Origin of the sequence: Segatella copri (assembly GCF_015074785.1) — a bacterium.
Classification (GTDB): domain Bacteria; phylum Bacteroidota; class Bacteroidia; order Bacteroidales; family Bacteroidaceae; genus Prevotella.
In genome coordinates, this window is sequence record NZ_CP042464.1 from 1,519,022 (window position 1) to 1,537,569 (window position 18,548).

The 18,548-nt window shown below is 45.9% G+C and carries 16 protein-coding genes and 1 other RNA gene; 5 read left to right on the forward strand and 12 right to left on the reverse strand.

The window, feature by feature from the left end:
• Window position 1: 1 nt before the first annotated feature.
• On the reverse strand, window positions 2-583 hold the full coding sequence (locus FO447_RS06755) for a type IV toxin-antitoxin system AbiEi family antitoxin domain-containing protein (protein ID WP_200758203.1): 582 nt from the start codon (window positions 581-583) through the stop codon (window positions 2-4).
• 175 nt (window positions 584-758) lie between these two features.
• Window positions 759-2,123: a hypothetical protein gene (locus FO447_RS06760; RefSeq protein ID WP_200758204.1), complete on the reverse strand. Its 1,365-nt coding sequence runs from the start codon at window positions 2,121-2,123 to the stop codon at window positions 759-761.
• Window positions 2,124-3,636: 1,513 nt separating this feature from the next.
• Here FO447_RS06760 and FO447_RS06765 point away from each other — a divergent pair.
• Window positions 3,637-4,311, forward strand: coding sequence for an HU family DNA-binding protein (locus tag FO447_RS06765; RefSeq protein WP_200758205.1), 675 nt, complete (start codon window positions 3,637-3,639; stop codon window positions 4,309-4,311).
• Between the two features lie 104 nt (window positions 4,312-4,415).
• A complete protein-coding gene (locus FO447_RS06770; protein WP_153072405.1) occupies window positions 4,416-4,511 on the forward strand; it encodes a smalltalk protein in 96 nt (31 codons plus the stop codon).
• 338 nt (window positions 4,512-4,849) lie between these two features.
• On the opposite strand, the gene FO447_RS06775 is transcribed toward FO447_RS06770, so the two are convergent.
• The 3 genes from FO447_RS06775 to rnpB form a co-directional block, all read right to left on the reverse strand.
• Window positions 4,850-5,257, reverse strand: a complete 408-nt coding sequence (locus FO447_RS06775; RefSeq protein WP_117728888.1) for a YkvA family protein — start codon at window positions 5,255-5,257, stop codon at window positions 4,850-4,852.
• A 46-nt stretch (window positions 5,258-5,303) separates the two neighbouring features.
• Window positions 5,304-5,741, reverse strand: coding sequence for a hypothetical protein (locus FO447_RS06780; RefSeq protein WP_200758206.1), 438 nt, complete (start codon window positions 5,739-5,741; stop codon window positions 5,304-5,306).
• An 82-nt stretch (window positions 5,742-5,823) separates the two neighbouring features.
• Window positions 5,824-6,254, reverse strand: an RNA gene (gene rnpB / locus FO447_RS06785) — RNase P RNA component class A.
• A gap of 512 nt (window positions 6,255-6,766) precedes the next feature.
• Here rnpB and FO447_RS06790 point away from each other — a divergent pair.
• The 3 genes from FO447_RS06790 to FO447_RS06800 all read left to right on the forward strand — a co-directional run bounded on the left by FO447_RS06790 (window position 6,767) and on the right by FO447_RS06800 (window position 9,879).
• Complete coding sequence (locus FO447_RS06790; RefSeq protein WP_200758208.1) at window positions 6,767-8,236, forward strand: Do family serine endopeptidase; 1,470 nt, start codon at window positions 6,767-6,769, stop codon at window positions 8,234-8,236.
• A 184-nt stretch (window positions 8,237-8,420) separates the two neighbouring features.
• Window positions 8,421-9,284 (forward strand): sigma-70 family RNA polymerase sigma factor, encoded by an 864-nt coding sequence (locus tag FO447_RS06795; protein ID WP_117692345.1) that lies wholly within the window; start codon window positions 8,421-8,423, stop codon window positions 9,282-9,284.
• 61 nt (window positions 9,285-9,345) lie between these two features.
• The gene (locus FO447_RS06800; protein WP_147381715.1) at window positions 9,346-9,879 is read left to right on the forward strand and encodes a hypothetical protein; all 534 of its coding nucleotides are present in this window, start codon (window positions 9,346-9,348) and stop codon (window positions 9,877-9,879) included.
• A gap of 108 nt (window positions 9,880-9,987) precedes the next feature.
• Here the strand turns inward: FO447_RS06800 and FO447_RS06805 are convergent, their stop codons facing one another.
• From FO447_RS06805 to FO447_RS06835, 7 genes are all read right to left on the reverse strand, one after another.
• Window positions 9,988-12,177, reverse strand: a complete 2,190-nt coding sequence (locus tag FO447_RS06805) for a S9 family peptidase (RefSeq protein ID WP_200758210.1) — start codon at window positions 12,175-12,177, stop codon at window positions 9,988-9,990.
• Window positions 12,178-12,180: 3 nt separating this feature from the next.
• On the reverse strand, window positions 12,181-12,999 hold the full coding sequence (locus tag FO447_RS06810; RefSeq protein ID WP_200758212.1) for a gliding motility protein GldB: 819 nt from the start codon (window positions 12,997-12,999) through the stop codon (window positions 12,181-12,183).
• Between the two features lie 222 nt (window positions 13,000-13,221).
• Window positions 13,222-14,469, reverse strand: a complete 1,248-nt coding sequence (locus FO447_RS06815) for a DUF4861 domain-containing protein (protein WP_118416766.1) — start codon at window positions 14,467-14,469, stop codon at window positions 13,222-13,224.
• Between the two features lie 34 nt (window positions 14,470-14,503).
• On the reverse strand, window positions 14,504-15,520 hold the full coding sequence (locus FO447_RS06820) for a glycosyltransferase family 2 protein (RefSeq protein WP_119227856.1): 1,017 nt from the start codon (window positions 15,518-15,520) through the stop codon (window positions 14,504-14,506).
• 2 nt (window positions 15,521-15,522) lie between these two features.
• Complete coding sequence (locus FO447_RS06825; RefSeq protein ID WP_022122033.1) at window positions 15,523-16,407, reverse strand: TIGR01212 family radical SAM protein; 885 nt, start codon at window positions 16,405-16,407, stop codon at window positions 15,523-15,525.
• 81 nt (window positions 16,408-16,488) lie between these two features.
• On the reverse strand, window positions 16,489-17,871 hold the full coding sequence (gene mtaB / locus FO447_RS06830) for a tRNA (N(6)-L-threonylcarbamoyladenosine(37)-C(2))-methylthiotransferase MtaB (RefSeq protein ID WP_200758214.1): 1,383 nt from the start codon (window positions 17,869-17,871) through the stop codon (window positions 16,489-16,491).
• Window positions 17,872-18,001: 130 nt separating this feature from the next.
• Window positions 18,002-18,172, reverse strand: coding sequence for a PG1828 family lipoprotein (locus FO447_RS06835; protein ID WP_022122035.1), 171 nt, complete (start codon window positions 18,170-18,172; stop codon window positions 18,002-18,004).
• Window positions 18,173-18,548 lie beyond the last annotated feature (376 nt).

The window sequence follows — 18,548 nt, forward strand, 5'->3', positions numbered from 1 at the left end:
CTTATTCTATAGCTATTTCAACATAATTTTTCAATGTATTGTACACTCTGAGGCGTTTGGCGTAATCCTGCAAAAGAGTGAGATTGCGATTGGGCTTTCTCAGATAAGATCGAATCACTTCCGCACAAACATCCAGCCCCAATTTGTTTCTGTATTTCACTGCATCACAAACACTTCGCTCCAAGTCGGTTATGCGAACATGAAAACCGGATATTTCTGCTTCCATAATGCCAAACTCCAGATTCTCCTTCTTCCAATAATACAATTCTATCGGAAGCGTTTCAGGAATCTCTACTTTCCTTTTATTGGCGATGGCAATGCAAAAAGCTGGTGGAACAGTTGTCGAAAGCTGATGATAAGCCCAGGCATTGTATAGACACACAACACCTTTAGGTACAATCCGCTCCACATCTATCATTGTATTCAGCAGGGCTTCCGGAACAGCATAAATGCCCTGGCGCAACTTGATCAAGTCGCCACGTTCCTTAGCTCTCAACAATCGCTTATACTCTGCCATATGAGGAATATCAGTAGTAGAGATTGTGCCTCCTAGTGCTTCCACTTTACAAACTATATTGTCCATATCACATTTATATTAATATCATTTCGCTGCAAAAATACAATATTTTTTTGAAAAGCGGTAATATTCTACGGAATATTTTCAAAAACGCCGTAGAATATTACCGGATTTATCCTTGTTTTTATACCCGGGGACGATAGTTATCTCTAAATCTTCCTCTCTACTTTCCTATACAAACTCAAATACTTCTCATATAACCATCCCTTTTCGCCAGCTTATAATACAGATCCTGGGCGGTATGATAATCGGGATCGGAGCCTTCAAGCCACTCCGAAAAATGGTGGTTGTGGTTCTTCTGCGTTTCCTGCTTGCGGAACGACTCCACCACACATTTCTTTTCTGCATCCGGAAACATCAGGTTCATGCGGGCGGCAAAGGCTGCCTTGTCCTGATTATCACGCACCATGTGGAACGTATATTTCATCAGGCACCAGACTATGTACCAACTTTGCTGAGACGTAATGTTGCCTTTTATCCAGAACTTCAACTTCTCCTCCAACTTTATGGAATCTACCCAGTTCACAAAGAACGAGTCGCTGTTACGCTCAAAATCATCAGCCCTGGCAATTTCTGCCTCCCACAACTTATGCTCACCCTGATACTTGAACAGCGTTTCAAAATCCTCGGGCGAAGCCTGCTCCCTGACTAGCGTACGGACAAGTTCTTCTTCCTCATCCTCCTCTCGCTCAAACCAGTCAGAACAAAGCGTATAATTGTTGTATTTATCCTCAACCCCATCCATCACTTTCTGTAAGCTGTCGTTGGTAATGGCTATTCTCCTGCTTTCCATGCGATGCTTCTTTACCTTTACCTCATGTTTCAGATGGTCAGGTAGCGTGCGCTCGTCGAAAATTCGCTTGATATAATGGTAAATAATCACAGCCTCATGGTCGGTGCGGAAAAGGCGGGTTCTGTATAAGGCTAGGAAATCGGCACAAATAGTACTTACTGTGGAGATGGTTTCAGCCAAAGACATCTGCAAACCGGTAGAGACAAAGTTTCTGTAATGGGAATCAAACTGTGGGAAATCGTCTCCGGCAGGAACTTTAAGCTTCTCGCATTGCTCGAAAATAGCCTTGGCATAGGGAATCTGACCATACTCCTCTTCCTTATCGAGCAAATAGTCTGAATGCTTCCGGGCGATGGTCTGAATTTCCTGGAGCACCTTCTCTAAAACATCAGTATAAATCCCCATGAATTCATCATCATAGCTCTTGTAAATGGAAATGTAGACTTTCTTATGGAGCGTATGAATATATTTAAGAAAATCTGTCAACTGCTCGGCAAGGTTCTGGTAAATATGAAAATAACAGGTAAGACCTTTATGCTTTCCTGCATTCCATCTAAATACATCTTTAGCATGCTGAATCTCCTTATACAAATGTTCTGCCTCTCTCTTAAACTGACCCACATCAGTAGTTGTTACTGGAGTGTATTTCTTGACTCCTGTTACTTCATCTTCCACAAAAAGATCTTCTTCTGATGAAATCTTCAGAAGAGAATTGTAGTTATTGTCAGTATTTGGTATTTCCTCTGTCTGCATATTACTTTTCTAGGTTTGTTTGTTATGTTGTTTAAATAAGCGGCATGGGGTTCCCTGTAAGTACCAGTATTAAGGTACCTGCAAGAACCTACGACAAGGTACAAACAAGTACTGCCCACGCCGTAGAGGAGTGGACGCCTTGCTGTCACCTTCTTCTTACCGAATTTCTGAATTGCAGGTTCTGAATACCGTAGAAGTGTCAGATAATCAGCGTCTATATTCTATATGTTATATTCTATTTTACTATCTGTTTCTTATTATTCTATTTTAAAGACTCGGGGGCACTTTTAAAAGTGACTTCGATTCTAATTAAACAAATGTCTTGGCTGACAACCAGCCTTGACGATAACTAACACCTGCACATTAAATGCAAAATTGCCCCAAAATTATAAAATAATTGCGAAAACATCTATATTTTATTGCAAATATTAACAGAAAATAGCAGAAAACTCAGTAAAAAGGGATTTTAAACCTCTAGACAACGAGATGGGGAAAAAGCTGATTATGTAAATAATGGTTACCATACTACGGGCTGAAGGTCCCAAAGTTCCTAGCCCAGGGCATCGATCTGGGTATGATAGCAATCAGCAAGGCGCCCTGTAGGGGCAAAAGCTTTGTAAGCTGAAAAATGTAAATCTTCCTTACTCTTATATGCAGGAAATGAAAATCAGCAGTTTTTGAGTTTTAGAAGATAAGAAGCAAAAATTAGAGGGTTAGGAAGGAGTCTTACCCCCTCTACTAGGGGTGAAAAATGCCCCTCCTCAGACATAAATCTGTCTCAGACTTGACGTATTTTTGACAAATTCGAGGGGTAAATAAGGGGTAGAATGAGGTAAAGAGAGGAGAAAAAGCAATGCAAGAACTCATTTCCGGCACTAGAGGATGTAGATTATACTTATACATAAAAACATTAATAGCAACTTTAATATACTGGTATAAATGTTTAATAAACAACTAATTACGATGCGTTACCTTATTTACTGCAAGTCTTTAAAACAGAAATATTCTATCCGGTCATTAAGGTCAAGGTCATTAAGGTCATTAAGGTTTCGGGGAAAAAACATTTTCCTATAGTATATATATAAATAATATTTATATATACTATAGCTCAAAATGACCGATTCCCATTTTCTTAATGACCTTAATGACCTTGACCTTAATGACCGCTTTTCACGGTTCTTCGGCTACCTTCAATGCGTATTTTCCTGTTTTACTATGTTTCTGCAATAAACTTCTGATAGAAAACGATAGAAAGTATTATCTATCAGCTACTTACGTCATTTTCAGCATAGAAAGTTAGGGTAAAAGCTTGCATTCTGTCCCGAAATGTTGTATCTTTGCACCGGCAATCGAAAGAACAGCCTTTTGTGCCTTGCTCGGGTCTTCTATTAAGACCAACACGGGTCATAAATGATGGCAGGCGCCGGTCATCAATGAAGACCCCGAAAACAGCAGGAACGGGGCGTTCTGGGGAGTTGCAAAACAAAGGACTCTAAACATACTACAAACAACTATGATTAATTACAGCATCGTAATGCGTAGCGTGAACGCAAATCTTCTGGAAATCAACCAGGCGAAGTCACGCATCAACCAGGCTAAGAAGGAGGGCAAGACCTCTGACCCAAAGGACCTGGAACTCGTGAAGACCGAGAAGCAGAACGCTTTCGCCATCTCGCAGTACACCGACATCATGACCATCGAGAAGTTTGCCAAGCACATCACCTCTCATGGTAGTGTTTATTCGAGAGCTGACATCAGCGCCATCCTCTACATCGCCGTAGACTGCATGCGAGAGATGTTGCTTGAGGGCAAGAAAATCCGTCTGGGCGATCTTGGTGATTTCTCTCTCCTTCTCACCTCGAAGGGTGCCGAGGATGCTGACAAGTTCACCGCTCAGAACATCACCGGTGTGAAGGTTCAGTGGGAGCCTGGTCAGGAGTTTAAGAACCTTCGCGATGACGCCGAGTTCAACCTCGTAGCCAGCCGCAGCGCTCAGGCAGCCGTTATCAAGGCGATTAAGGAGGGTAAGACCAACGTTGACCTCAACGCGCCAACTACTCCGGATAATACGCCAGGCGGTTCTACCCCAGGCGGTTCAAACACCGGTCAGACCGGCAGCGATGGCCAAGGCTCTGAATCAGGCGGCGGCACTACCGGCAAGGACGATACTGGCGACGGCCTTGAATAGCCCAAGGATAGACTGGCTAGGGTGCTAGCCCCTAGCCCAACCTATCCGCCCACAAAAAATTCAACATTCAACACTCAACATTCAACATTCAACATTCAAAAAAAATGAAAGCGAACACTTGGAAAACAATTCTTCAGATAGCCATCAGCATACTGACCGCTATCGCTACTACGCTCGGAGTAACGAGCTGCATGGGATAAAAACAAAAGAATGTGTCATAAGTCTAAATAATGGTAGCCGAAGACGGGCTGAAAGCCCAAAAGCTCCTAGCCCAGGGCAGCGCCCTGGGTTTTTAAATAGATACAACAAAGTCGCCCTGTAAGGGCAAAAGCCTTCAATTTCAAAGCTTTTGCCCTTACAGGGCGACTTGTTTGCGTCCGTATTTACCCAGGGTGCTACCCTGGGCTAGGAGCTTCTGCCCCTTCAGGGCGTGTGGGGCAAAACATGTTAAAGTTTAGCTACTACTGTAGCCGGTCATGAAGGGTCAAAGTCATTAAGGGTCATTTTCATTTTCTTATGCCTTGCCCCTAGAGAAAAATCAAACCGGTGTATCGGTGGCTGAATCCTTGAAGAGGTCATCGGCTGATGGAATCTCATCTTCATCAAACCACTTCTTCAACTTGTCCTGAGCCTTTGACTTTACATCATCTGAAACCTCACCCCAAACTTTCTTGAGCACAAACAGCAATACGGCCAGGTCATCGCCCAAACCGGCAATAGGGATGGCGTCTGGAATCACATCGAGCGGACTGATGAGATAACCCAAGGCTCCTACGATCAGAGCCTTGTCCTTCAGCGAAACCTTGTCACTCTCTAACGTATAATAGAGAATGAGCGCTGTATAAACCATCTTGGCACCGGCACGTTTGGCAACATGCGAAATCTTCTCGACAAATGCACGCTGGGTGAACTTGTCCTTATAGTCCATAAAGTCTGGTAATGTCATACTACTTATAGTTTATAGTTTATAGTTTATTATTTATAGTTTACAGTTACGACCGCTTCTCGTAGAAGAGGACTGCCTTGATGTAGGTCTCCATCTTAGGCTCCTTATGATGGTTCACGCGATAGGCGATGATCATCTGGAGAAGTGCCTTGACAAAACACGCCAGCAGCAGACCGATGATGACGGCTATGACCGTGGCGAGCATCTTGCCGTTGTCGTAGACGGGTGACTTATCCGGGAAACAGGACAGCACCAGTACGGGGAGGACGGTGATGAAACCGCCGATGGTGAGCTGGCTGCGCTTGGAACCACCCATGTCGAGTATCGACTGCTTATCGAAAAGATAATCATCCAGCTCCATACGGGTAATGCCGTAGTTCTCAAACTTTGGGAAATCGGGTTCATTGCCATATTTCGCTATCTTGCCCGTTACCTTATGTTCGAAATCATCTAATATCTGCTTTTCCGGTTCTCTGAGTTTCATAATCTTGCTAGTTTTTAAAATCGTTTAAAAATGAATGCATCTTATACCTTATTATATATAGCGGCTGCGATGCTGAAAAAAAGAAAGCAGTGCCCCTGTAAGCCGAGTTCTGTGTTCCTATATCAGATATGCTGTTATGCTGTGTTCATATCAGATATAAGAATGTCTGTCATTTATCTAGTCCCAAAGTCACCCTTGGGCTCAAGCACTCTACCCTCCACAGCAGCCCTAAGGCAATCGGACGAGCCGCCCTCAATCTGCGGTATACATGAGCTTACAGCTCCCAGATGGCACAGCCTGGCGATCACCCGCCAGCTGGTGGTCTCTTACGCCACCTTCTCACCCTTACTCTCACCACCCCAGACTGGACAAACGGGATAAGTGAAAGCGGTTATTTTCTTCTACCGACACCTACTGTCACCAATAGCTTCTAGTTTCGGAAGTGGGATGCTCTATGCTGCCCGGACTTTCCTCTCGCACCTGAAAGATGCCAGCGACAGACCGGAGCACTGCTTTCGACATGCAAAAGTACAAAAAACTTTTGATACTATCGCACGATTCCCCACTTTTTTATACATCATTAACTGAGCTTTCGCATATCGGGAAGTTAAAGGAGTTAAGGAGTTAAAGGAGTTAAGACGTATGTCTTGCTGCTTAAAAACTACGCCAAAAGACTATTGTCTTAACTCCTCAGCGACCGTAGGGAGCGATAACTCCTTAACTCCTTATTGTTTTAACAGATATTTACCAATTAGCAAAAGATAGTTACGTATACAAAACTAAGATTTTCGTGCTTACATTCAAATATTTGTGAATTTAGGGCATTTCTTGTTTAATAGCCGTTAAAGTGTTAATTTGAAATGTTAAAACGGAATAAATTTATGCAGAGAATGAAGCGTATCTCAAAAAATGACCCTATATTTGCAACCGGAAAACAGAGCGGTGCATGACAAGCTGACTTTTGGCATGATATTAGCTGCTGCCGTTCCAAGGAAAAGAAAAGTAAACAATAAAAATAAAGAAACATGAAAAAATTAAGTAATTATGTTGTGGCTGTGCTCTGCGTTGGTTCGCTCGCATTTTCAGCCGGTGCTTTCATGAAAGTAAATGCTACACCTGCAGTTACCGCTGCGCCAGCAGGTCAGCCTGTAGACTTAACCTATGCTGCCGAGAAGGCGCTGCCTGCAGTAGTACATATTAAATACGTACAGAACTCGAAGGTGAAGACGGTAGATGTGCAGGACGACCCATTCGGAGGATTCTTCGACCCGTTCGGCTTCTTCGGCAACCCGGGACAGGGCAACGGAGGAACACGCAAGCAGAAGGTGCAGACTCCGAAGAGAGAGGCTACAGGTTCGGGCGTCATCATCAGTCAGGACGGTTACATCGTTACCAACAACCACGTGGTAGAAGGTGCTGACGAGCTGACCGTAACACTGAACGACAACCGTGAATTCTCCGCTCGCATCATCGGAACCGACAAGAGTACCGACCTCGCCCTCATCAAGGTAGACGGCAAGAACCTGCCTACCCTGCCTATCGCCGACAGCGACAAGGTGAAGGTGGGTGAATGGGTCATCGCAGTGGGCAACCCATTCGGACTGAACAATACGGTTACAGCCGGCATTATCTCTGCCAAGGCACGTTCACTCGGTGCCAACGGCGTAGAGAGCTTCATCCAGACCGATGCTGCCATCAACGCAGGTAACTCGGGCGGTGCACTCGTCAACACCCAGGGCGAACTGGTAGGCATCAACGCCATGCTCTATTCCCAGACCGGTTCTTACTCCGGCTACGGTTTCGCCATCCCTACCTCTATCATGAACAAGGTGGTAGACGACCTGAAGAAATACGGCAGCGTACAGCGCGTGATGCTGAGCATACAGGGAAGCGATGTGCTGAACTATATCAACGCCCAGAAGGAGAACGGCAAGGATGTGAACCTGGGAACCAACGAGGGTGTTTACATTGCCAAGGTAGATGAAGACGGCAACGGTGCTGAGGCAGGACTGAAGGAAGGTGACGTGATTACCAAGGTTGACGGCAAGAAGGTGACCAAGATGGCTGAGCTGCAGGAAATCCTGAACGGCAAGCGCCCTGGCGACAAGATGAGCATCACCTACCTGCGCAACAAGAAGGCAAGCACCAAGACCATCACGCTGAAGAATGCCCAGGGTAATACTTCGGTTATCAAGAGTGCAGACCTCGACGTGCTCGGCGGCAGCTTCCGCCCTATTACTGAGAGCCAGAAGAACCAGCTCAACATCAAGTATGGTGTAGAGGTAATGAAGGTGAACAGCGGCGCCCTGAAGGATGGTGGCATTTCACGCGGTTTCATCATCCAGCGCATCAACGACAACAACATCACATCGCTCGACGACCTGCAGAAGGCTGTAAAGAGTGCTTCTACCAGCAAGGACCCAGTGCTCTACATCCAGGGTATATGGCCAACAGGCAAGAAGGCTTACTTCGCTGTTCCGCTGCAGAAAGACTAAGGGTAAGCGTTTGAAGAGAAACGTCTCATGATTGAGTAGTGAAAAGGCTTTTTTACTGCCAAAAAACTCAAGAAACAGACAAAAATCAATAAAATAGTAGGTATTTCTGAAAAATATCTACTATTTTTTTTGGTATTTAAACAAAAAAGTGTATTTTTGCAACTACTTAAAATTTGATGCCAGCATGAGACAATTAAAAATTACTCAGTCAATTACGAATCGCGCAAGCGCATCGTTGGAAAAATATCTTCAAGATATTGCTCATGAGGAGCTGCTCTCTACAGATGAGGAGGTGGAGCTCGCTCAGCGTATAAGAAAAGGTGACCGTAGGGCATTGGAGAGATTAACAAAAGCCAATCTCCGTTTCGTGGTGTCTGTTGCCAAACAGTACCAGAACCAGGGGCTCAGCTTGCCTGATCTTATCAACGAAGGAAACGTGGGGCTTATCAAAGCCGCACAGAAGTTTGATGAAACCCGAGGCTTTAAGTTCATCTCTTACGCCGTATGGTGGATTCGCCAGAGCATTCTGCAGGCAATAGCCGAGCAGAGCAGAATTGTGCGCCTTCCGCTCAACCAGGTGGGAAGCGTTAACAAGCTTAACAGAGAGATGAGTAAGTTCGAACAGGAATTTGAACGCAAACCGAGTGTAGACGAAATGGTTGACCGCGTAGACTTGCCGGAAGACAAGATTCAGGACGCCATGAAGGCTACGTCAACAAGCCGCCACCTGAGCGTGGATGCTCCTTTTTCTGATGATGAAGAAGGCAGCATGCTCGACCTGCTGGCCAATTCGGATGATCCGACCGACAATGAACTGCTGACAGAGTCGCTGAGAGTTGAAATAGAAAGACTGCTCGGCACGCTGCCGGACAAAGACCAGAAAATCATTGCTGCCTTCTATGGCATAGGAACACCGGAACTGACGCTCGAAGAAATCGGAACCAAGTATCATCTCACCAGGGAAAGAGTACGCCAGATCAAGGAAAAAACGATCAGGCGACTCCGGAACAAAACGACAGATAAACTGCTGAAGTCCTATCTGGGATAAGGAAAGATCCTGCATGACTGATGGGGCAGACAGCACAAAACAAAATAAGACAGAAAAAGAAATGAAAATTACAAAAATTGCATTAGCATCTATTGCATTAGCATGTTTCAGCTCGCTCTCTGCATCAGCCAAGAACGAAGTTAAGACTGCATACATCTTTGGATTTGCCTCGTCGTTTAATGACTCTACAGTCTATTTCACAGACGTTCAGAAGGTTGATTCTGCCTATTTCACCCGCAAGAACAAGTTTCTGATAAGCCGCGAGAACTATTCATACCAGTTGCGCGACTATCTGGAGCAGAAAGGTGCCGGCAACCGCACGTGTATCGTGATGTTTGACTTCAACCAGAAGAAGGCTGAAAAGAAATGGAACAAGCTCTATGCAAGATACATTCAGAAGCCAAAGGCTAAGAAGGCAAAGAACGGACAGCAGATGAACGATGCGCCTAGCCCTTATCAGGTGAAGACCATCAACTCTACAGATTTTCATTTTTCATCTGTTCAGCCAAACGATGAAGAGGTTGAAGAGGTAAAAGTGAAGAAGGCCAAAAAAGCCAAGAAAGAAAAGCGCAGAAAAGGCGCTAAAAATGAATAAGAAATCAAACATTCCTTACTCTACAAAGTAAATAAGTTAATACTTAAATTAAGAAGCCATTCCCGTTTCAACCGGGAATGGCTTCACTTTTTTATATCATATCATTTTCTACTTCAGATTCTGCTTGAACCAGTTTGCTATCTGGCGAAGCAGATGGTTGCGGGTATTGCCACCCGAAATGCCATGATTGCGGTTCGTGTACCACAGGGTCTTGAAGTCCTTGTCTGCCTGAACCAAAGCCTCAGCATATTCGAAGGTATTCTGCGGATGCACATTGTCATCTGCCAATCCGTGACAGATAAGCAACGCACCATGCTGTTGCTTTACACGCTCGATAGGGTTCACCTTGTAACCCTCTTCGTTCTCCTTAGGAGTGCGCATGTAGCGCTCAGTATAAACCGAATCATAGAAGCGGTAGCAGGTAGGAGGAGCCACAGCCACACCTGCCTTGAACACAGGACGACCCTCGCTCATACTCATCAGCGTATTGAAACCACCATAGCTCCAGCCCCAAATGCCGATATTATCCTTGTCTACATAAGGCAGAGAACCCATGTAGAGAGCTGTCTCAACCTGATCTTTCGACTCTAAATCGCCCAGACGGAGATAGGTAGACTTCTCAAACTCAGCTCCTCTACCGCCTGTTCCACGACCATCTACGCAGGCAATGATGAATCCTTCCTGTGCAAGATAATAATCGAAAGCACCGCCATTGCCCATACTGCCCGTACTCCATGAATCGAGCACCTGCTGGTTGCCCGGACCGGAATACTGGAAGAGGATGACAGGATATTTCTTGCTGGCGTCGAAATCTACAGGCTTCACCATCCAGCCGTCCAGTTTCACACCTTCGGAAGTGGTGAAAGAGAAAGTCTCGCGCTTGCCCCAATTATACTTCCGGGTCTTTTCGAGCAGCTGCTTGTTGTCTTCCAATGTCTTGATGAGCTTGCCCTTGTTGCTGCGTACGGTGAAGACATAAGGATGGCTGTAGCTGCTCCAGGTATTGACGAAATAGCGGTAATCGCCCGAGAAGTAAGCCGAGTTGGAACCAGCCGCATCGGTAAGGCGCTCCACCTTTCCGTTCTTATGAGCCACGTAAACCTGGCGGTCGTGCGCATTGAGCTTGGCAGCCTGGAAATAAACATCGCCCGTCTTCTCATCCATTCCGTAGATAGAGGTAACATCATAGTTGCCCTTCTCTACCTGGCGCAGGAGCTTGCCGTTCATATCATAGAGATAGAGATGCATGAAGCCGTCGCGGTCGCTAGGCAGCAGGATGTTCTTCTTGCCCACGATGCTGTTTTCAATCACCTCTTCCTTTACAAACTTAGGCACACTCTCCTTGATGAGCATCCTGCTCTTGCCGGTGAAAGGATTGACTGCATAGAGGCGCATGTCGTCCTGATGGCGGTTCATCGTATAAACAATCAGACTGTTGGCGTCTGGCGATGTCTTGATGCGTGGATAATAGCCGTCGGAATCTACAGGCACATCGAGCGCCACGGTCTTGCCGTTCTTCATATCATAGCTCCAGAGGCTCACCTTAGAGTTGTCCTGTCCTGCCTTAGGATATTTATAGGAATACTCTCCCGGATAGTCGTGATACTCGCTACGGGTAGGATGAGAACCTTCGAACATCTGCAGAGAATAAGTCTTTACGTGCGATTCGTCGAAGCGTATCCAGCCGATGGCAGTTCCATCCGCATTCCATGCAAAGGCGCGGTTAAAGCTGAACTCCTCTTCGTAAACCCAATCAGGAATACCATTGATTACCTCGTTGAACTTACCGTCGCGGGTAATCTGGGTTTCCTTATCTCCATCGGTAACAAAGAGATTGTTATCCTTTACGAAGGCGATGTGGCGTGAATCAGGCGACCAGGTAGCCACCTGCTGGTTAACGCCCTGAGAAAGTTTCTTCAAACTCTTCTTAGCAATATCATATATGAAATACTCTGCCTTGAACGAGCGGCGGTAGATAGCCTCGCGATGGGTCATGATAAGCAATTTCTTGCCATCAGGACTGATTACATAACCCTCAATCTGTTCGAAGGGAGCCTTGGCTGCGTTCACATCGAAGAGGATGCTCATCTGCTTGCCCGTCTTGAACGAATAACTGATAACCTGCTTGCCATCATTGCTGACAGAAGCGTACAAATCGGTGCCATCAATAGGGTTAATACCGGTAACATAAGAGGCAGCAAACTCGCCGGAGGTAATGGCCTTCAGGTCGAGTTTATCTGCAGCTTGCATTGCTGAAACCATCATGACAGTTGCAATAAAAACTGGAAATCTTTTCATGTGTTAATCTTTATGTAATGCCTCAATAGGCGAATAATCTTCGTCCTTGAGCAGTTGTTCTACTGTTACTTTAGGGTTGCGCTTTACATAAGCGTTGATTGTATTCACATACTTGGTCTTGAAAATCTCCTTGCCCATCGCCTTGTTTACAGCCCACATAATCTTGCCCATGTGCAGATCGCGGTCGAGCTGCGGACGGGTGTCGAACTGATCCATCGGATAGATGCTCAGCAGATAGAAGGTAAGGCAATCAGGCACAATATACTGGCGCGACATGGTGCTGCGCTGCTGCGGTGTATAGAATTTCTTGTAGAGCGGATAGTTTTCGCCCATGTATTTATCGAGCGAAATTCCTACTGAGTGCTGTCCTACCACGATGCTCTGGTCGAGAGCACCAATCTGGGCATAGAAACAAGGCTGCTGGAGCTCCGGAATCCAACTGTTCAGACGTGAGAAGGCAGATTTCAGCTGCTCGTTGATGTCTTCCATATTGGCAAATTCTGCCTCAGCATCGGCAATAAGTGACTGCAGGGTAGAATCCTGATAGAACATGAGGAAACGGTTGCTGATATTGGCGTCGGTAATGGTGCCAAGCTGGAGCATTTTCTCTATCAGCGTACGGGTTTCTATCGGGTAATCGGTGTTCATCTGCTGCAGGGCTGAGAAATCACCGGTAGTAAGATATCTGCTTTCCAATCGGTCGTAACGCTGTACTGACAGGGGCACAGCCTCTCCTTCCTCGTTCGGCTTGAACTTAAACTCGCAGGCCGAACAGAGAAGCACGATTGCTAATATGACTATATAATTAAAAAACCTTTTCACGATAATTTACAAATCTTCGAGTTACGACTGCAAAAATACTAAAAATTATTTAAATTACCAAGCTTTTTTGCTAAAAAATCATACGCATTCGCAAAAAAAATGGGTTTTTCTCTTAAATTTGTTTGCAAAATAGCCAGCAATGAGCAAAACGTAAGGCTTTTTTGCTCATTACTGGCTATTTGCGCAGTTTTTCTGCTTATCGGATGATAAAAAAGAAACTGCTTATCGGATAATGACAGAAACTGAAACCTGAACCGGCTCTTCTATCTGCTTCTTCCAGGCTTTCAACCACTCATACCACTCCTTCTCGCCCTTGAAGCCATAGGTTTCGTTGGCACTAGTATAAGCAAGCTTATAACTGAGCTGGCTGCCTGCAGGTTTCACCACCTGAGTATAGCAATCCTTATTGGCTGGCTGCTGACTTACCAGGGCTGACTGTGGCACATAAATGCCCAAGCCTACGGTCTCCAGCTTGTGCTTTCCATCGTCCTTGCCTGTTGGCCAGTCGCTGCCGTAACAGCCTCGCAATCCCTTGCCATCAGCAAATTCGCTGGAACCCTTTACGTTGATGAGTCCTGTAGCAAACTGATAATCAGAAACATCCTTGTTGAAGAATACATCTACATCGAAATCGCGATGACCGGCATAGATGGTGTAACGGATGGTGGCATTGACAGGCTGCAAGCCCGGAGCCGGAACCCAACCCTTATCCACAACTTCGACGATGGCACGGAGCGGACCTTCTGAAATGACGCGCTGCTCCTGGTATTTCACGTTGTTGAACAGCACCTGGTCTTTACCATCCCAGCCACGGAGCGCACCCAGTCCGTAGGTATTGCCTACCCAGAGGCAATCATCGCCCGAACCAGCCTGAATCTGCTCTTCTGAAGGATAGAACTGCGTATCCTGAACCACCAGTCCCTTGTTGATTTTTCCATAAAGGTCGATGGTCTGACGATGGTCGAAATAAACACGCATGGCAATCAGTTCACTTTCGAAGCAGATGCCATGAGAATGGACGTAGTGATAAGGGTCCTTGGTCTTCTTATCAAACGAGATGCTGCGCAGATAAATATCCTGCCTATTCTTAGCCAGCTTCCTGTTTCTGCTAGGCAGACAGAGTTCGGCAAAGGTACGAGCCGGATACTGTGCCTGCTCGCCCTCACGATAGAGATGCACCTGATAGGTCTTGGTTTCTTTCTTGCCCAAATCAGCAAGGAAACAGAGTTCATCGTTGGTACAATCGCGGTTGGTGTCGTCGAGCTGGGAAGGAATCTCCTTGCCGTCAACGGTTACTACAGCGCGCTGAATGTTGCCGATTGCGCCCAACTTACTGAGATCTACCACCACCGGAGCATCGGTTCTTGCCACCTTGGAAGGATTGGAAACCGACACCTGGAAATTAGCCTGCGCCTGGGCTGACAGAACCATCAGCGAAACCAGCGCCATCATCATTTGTTTTTTCTTCATAGATTTTTATTTTTAAGTTTTGTTCTATTATTGTCTACAACTGCGAGAAGAGTTTCTTGCCCTTGGCGTAATATTGCCAGATGATAGAGAGATTGTAAACCTGCGGAATCTCCTCCTTCACCCTACTCGCCTGTATCTTTCTGCGATCTTCGTCAAACTCATGTTTCCATGCCTTGAAAGCCCTGCGCGCCTTGAAGATGGCCTTGAAGTCGCCCCAGTTGCGTTTCAGAACCAATGTTTCGAAAGCAGCAAGATAATCCAGGAATCTGCGCATACGCATTACATGAGTCAACTCCGTATCACTCAGATTCTTATAAAGCATGGTTAAATTATTTCTGAAATTCAGATAAGTCTTCATCGGATTGCTTTTCGGCAGGGTTCCACCACCCACATGATAAACCTCACTCTCAGGAATGCAATAGATTTTTCTGCCCATCAGACGCAAGCGCCAGCAAAGATCTATCTCTTCATTATGAGCAAAGAAACGACCGTCTAAACCGCCGGCAGTCCAATAATCCTTTGAGCGGATCATCATACAGGCACCCGTAGCCCACAAGATTTCCTGCTGGTAATCATACTGCCCGTTATCGCGCTCTACCGTATCAAAGATGCGGCCGCGACAGAACGGATAACCGTATTTGTCGAGGAATCCGCCGCAAGCACCAGCATACTCAAAACTGTCCTTATCGTATTCCGCAAGCAGCTTAGGCTGACAGGCCGCCACCTGCTGATGCGAATCCATAAACTCGATGAGCGGTGTAAGCCAATGATGCGAAACCTCCACATCGCTATTCAGGAGCACGTAATATTCTGCATCTATCTGCTTCAAGGCACGGTTATAGCCTTCTGCAAAGCCGAAATTCTGCTCCAGCACGATGGTCTTCACCTGAGGAAACTGAGTCTCCAGAAGGTGCATCGAACCATCAGAAGAAGAATTGTCTGCCACCCAGATTTCAGCATCCTGACGGGAATATTCGATGACATTCGGAAGATACTTTGCCAGCATCTTCTGACCATTCCAGTTTAATATAACGATTGCTACTTTTGCCATATTTATTGTAAACTCTTTAATCTGTTATTCAGGAGATTGGTAAACTCATAGTTCTTGAGTCCCCATTTGGGAGCAATCAGCAGTTCTTTGGGCGACTGACTGACGAAGCGCTCCAGCACCAAATCCTTTCTGAGCAGACGGATGTATTTCACGATGACATCAATATATTCCTCTACCGTGTAAACATGGAAGGGATGCTCAGCATATTCCTGTGCCAGCCGGGTGCCCCTGATAATCTGCATCTGATGAATCTTGAGAATATCAAGCGGCAAGGAAGAGATGAGAGGAGCCTGGCGCAGACTTTCTTCCGCATCTTCTCCCGGCAAACCGATGATGATGTGGCCGCCCGTAAGGATTCCCCTGGCATGAGTACGCTCCACGGCACTACGGCAACAGGCAAAATCATGTCCGCGGTTGATGCGCTTCAAGGTTTCATCATTGGCACTCTCAATGCCGTATTCCACCAGCACGAAGGTGCGGCGGTTCAGTTCTTCCAGATAATCGAGCAATTCATCGCTCACACAATCCGGACGGGTTCCGATAACGATTCCCACCACATCTTCCACCTCAAGAGCCTCTTCATACATCTGCCTCAGTTGCTCCACCCTGGCGTATGTATTGGTATAAGCCTGGAAATAAGCCAGATATTTCATATCAGGATACTTCCTGCTGAAGAAAGCCTTTCCCTCCTCCAGCTGTTCAGTAATCGACTTTTTCCGGTCGCAATAGCTGGGATTGAAGGTGCGGTTGTCGCAATACGTACATCCGCCACTCGAAATCCTCCCATCTCTGTTAGGACAGGAGAATCCCGCGTCTATCGAAATCTTCTGAACACGGAAATCAGGAAACTGCTTCCGAATCCATGTTCCAAAATCGTTGTAATACATTGGACTTTGAACTTTGAGCTTTGAACTTTGAACTTTATGATTAGCCCTTTTTACTATAAACTATAAACTATTAACTATCAACTAAAGAAGCTCTGCCTTCAGCGCCGTCTTATCGTGATTGAAATCACCGAGGCGAACCTTGATAAGCTGGTTGTCGTATTCTTCCTTGGCGAGAGCCGGCGAAAGTTCTACGCGGATATAGTTCTTGGTGAATCCATGCATTGCCTTGCCTCTTGGCGCCTTTTCGAAGAGAACCTCAGCCTCTGTACCGATGTATTGAGCATAGAATTCCTGCGTCTTCTGATCGCTCAACTCCAACAGTCGCTTGGAGCGCTTCTTCTTCTCCTTCTCGTCAACCACATACGGAATCTTCAAGGCAGCCGTGCCCGGACGCTCAGAATAAGGGAAGACGTGAAGCTGGGTAACAGGCAGACTCTTCAGGAACTCATAGCATTCTTCAAAACACTCCGGAGTTTCGCCGCGACAGCCCACCATCACATCAACACCGATAAACGCATCAGGCATCTTCTCCTTGATAAGATTCACCTTGTGGGCGAAGAGCGCCTTGTCGTAACGGCGGTGCATCAGCTTGAGCACCTCATCGCTTCCGCTCTGCAGAGGAATGTGGAAATGAGGCATAAAGGCACGGCTCTGGGCACAATACTCTATGAGATCATCATCGCAGAGATCAGGCTCCAGACTCGAGATGCGGTAACGCTTGATTCCTTCTACCTGATCCATCGCCTTGACAAGGTCGATGAATCGCTCGTGGGTAGTCTGACCGAAATCACCGATATTCACACCGGTAATGACGATTTCCTTACCGCCTTCTGCAGCCGCCTGCTCACATTGAGCCACAAGCGACTGGATGCTCGGGTTGCGCGAATTGCCTCGGGCAAATGGAATGGTACAATAGGTGCAATAATAATTGCAGCCGTCCTGCACCTTCAGGAAATAACGGGTACGGTTGCCACGCGAGCAAGAAGGCTGGAAGGTCTTGATTTCCTTCGTCTTCACGCTATAATGCTGATGAAGAGCCGCAGCATCGCCGTTCTGAGGAGCCAGAGCAGTCAATCCGTTTTCCTGAGCAAATTTCTGCGCCCATGCATCGCTGAGATATTGAATCAAGTGCGCCTTCTCATTAGCACCCAACACGAGGTCTACACCCTCTATCTTGCTGACATTCTCAGATTCGAGCTGCGCATAACAGCCCGTCACGATAACGAATGCGCCCGGATTGTTTCTCACCATCCGGTGGATAGCCTGACGGCATTTATGATCGGCAACTTCTGTTACCGAGCAGGTGTTAATAAGACAAATATCAGCTTTCTCCCCCTTTTTAGCAGTAATGACGCCCATGTCTTCGAGCATTTTGCCAAAAGTGGAAGTTTCAGAGAAGTTGAGTTTGCAGCCTAGCGTATAGTAAGCTGCCTTTTTACCTTGAAAGGCACTTGAATCTATCATAAATTATCTTTTCTAATATTCTAAAAGGTAACCTAAAAAAATGAAACATAGTCTCTATAAAACGAAAAAGCCGCTAGACCGAAGTCCAGCGGTTGTTTCTCTCATTTTTTCGTTCGCAAGTAATTTCAAATTACTTAGCAGAATCAGCAGCAGCTGTATCAGCAGCAGCAGTGTCAGCAGCAGTTGTATCTACCTGAGCTGTGTCAGAATCAGCAGAAGCTGTGTTCTGAGCTGTTTTGTTACCACATGATGCGAAAGAGATAGCTGCGATAGCTACGAACATAAAAACTAATTTCTTCATTTTCTTTGCTTTTTTAAAATCTGTAAAACAATCATTTGTTCTTTTGAACGATGCAAAGGTAAGCATTTTTTTGATACGTTGTTCTTTTTTTTGCGACTTTTTTTTAGGTGATTTTGTAACAAAATTACAAATTGCTATAAATCAGCTACTTACAAAGTGCTAACAAAGGTTAAAGTTTTTGATGTGCTCGGAAACAGCCTAATTTTAACACTTTTCGGTGTTTTTTAGCGTAACAAGGGTGCGCGCCAACACCTCTTCAGAGCAGCACTATATACATATAATAAGGTACGCGCGCGAGGGAAAGAACAGAAAGTTTTTCTGCCTGAGGAAGAAGATTTTCCCAAGAAATCGTCCCCAAAAACTTTGATTGCCGGGA

Bases quoted from the DNA above. Each gene is read 5' to 3' on its own strand.
- FO447_RS06755 (WP_200758203.1), bottom strand. From the start codon at position 583: ATGGACAATATAGTTTGTAAAGTGGAAGCACTAGGAGGCACAATCTCT.
- FO447_RS06760 (WP_200758204.1), bottom strand. From the start codon at position 2,123: ATGCAGACAGAGGAAATACCAAATACTGACAATAACTACAATTCTCTT.
- FO447_RS06765 (WP_200758205.1), top strand. From the start codon at position 3,637: ATGATTAATTACAGCATCGTAATGCGTAGCGTGAACGCAAATCTTCTG.
- FO447_RS06770 (WP_153072405.1), top strand. From the start codon at position 4,416: ATGAAAGCGAACACTTGGAAAACAATTCTTCAGATAGCCATCAGCATA.
- FO447_RS06775 (WP_117728888.1), bottom strand. From the start codon at position 5,257: ATGACATTACCAGACTTTATGGACTATAAGGACAAGTTCACCCAGCGT.
- FO447_RS06780 (WP_200758206.1), bottom strand. From the start codon at position 5,741: ATGAAACTCAGAGAACCGGAAAAGCAGATATTAGATGATTTCGAACAT.
- FO447_RS06790 (WP_200758208.1), top strand. From the start codon at position 6,767: ATGAAAAAATTAAGTAATTATGTTGTGGCTGTGCTCTGCGTTGGTTCG.
- FO447_RS06795 (WP_117692345.1), top strand. From the start codon at position 8,421: ATGAGACAATTAAAAATTACTCAGTCAATTACGAATCGCGCAAGCGCA.
- FO447_RS06800 (WP_147381715.1), top strand. From the start codon at position 9,346: ATGAAAATTACAAAAATTGCATTAGCATCTATTGCATTAGCATGTTTC.
- FO447_RS06805 (WP_200758210.1), bottom strand. From the start codon at position 12,177: ATGAAAAGATTTCCAGTTTTTATTGCAACTGTCATGATGGTTTCAGCA.
- FO447_RS06815 (WP_118416766.1), bottom strand. From the start codon at position 14,469: ATGAAGAAAAAACAAATGATGATGGCGCTGGTTTCGCTGATGGTTCTG.
- FO447_RS06820 (WP_119227856.1), bottom strand. From the start codon at position 15,520: ATGGCAAAAGTAGCAATCGTTATATTAAACTGGAATGGTCAGAAGATG.
- FO447_RS06825 (WP_022122033.1), bottom strand. From the start codon at position 16,407: ATGTATTACAACGATTTTGGAACATGGATTCGGAAGCAGTTTCCTGAT.
- mtaB (WP_200758214.1), bottom strand. From the start codon at position 17,871: ATGATAGATTCAAGTGCCTTTCAAGGTAAAAAGGCAGCTTACTATACG.
- FO447_RS06835 (WP_022122035.1), bottom strand. From the start codon at position 18,172: ATGAAGAAATTAGTTTTTATGTTCGTAGCTATCGCAGCTATCTCTTTC.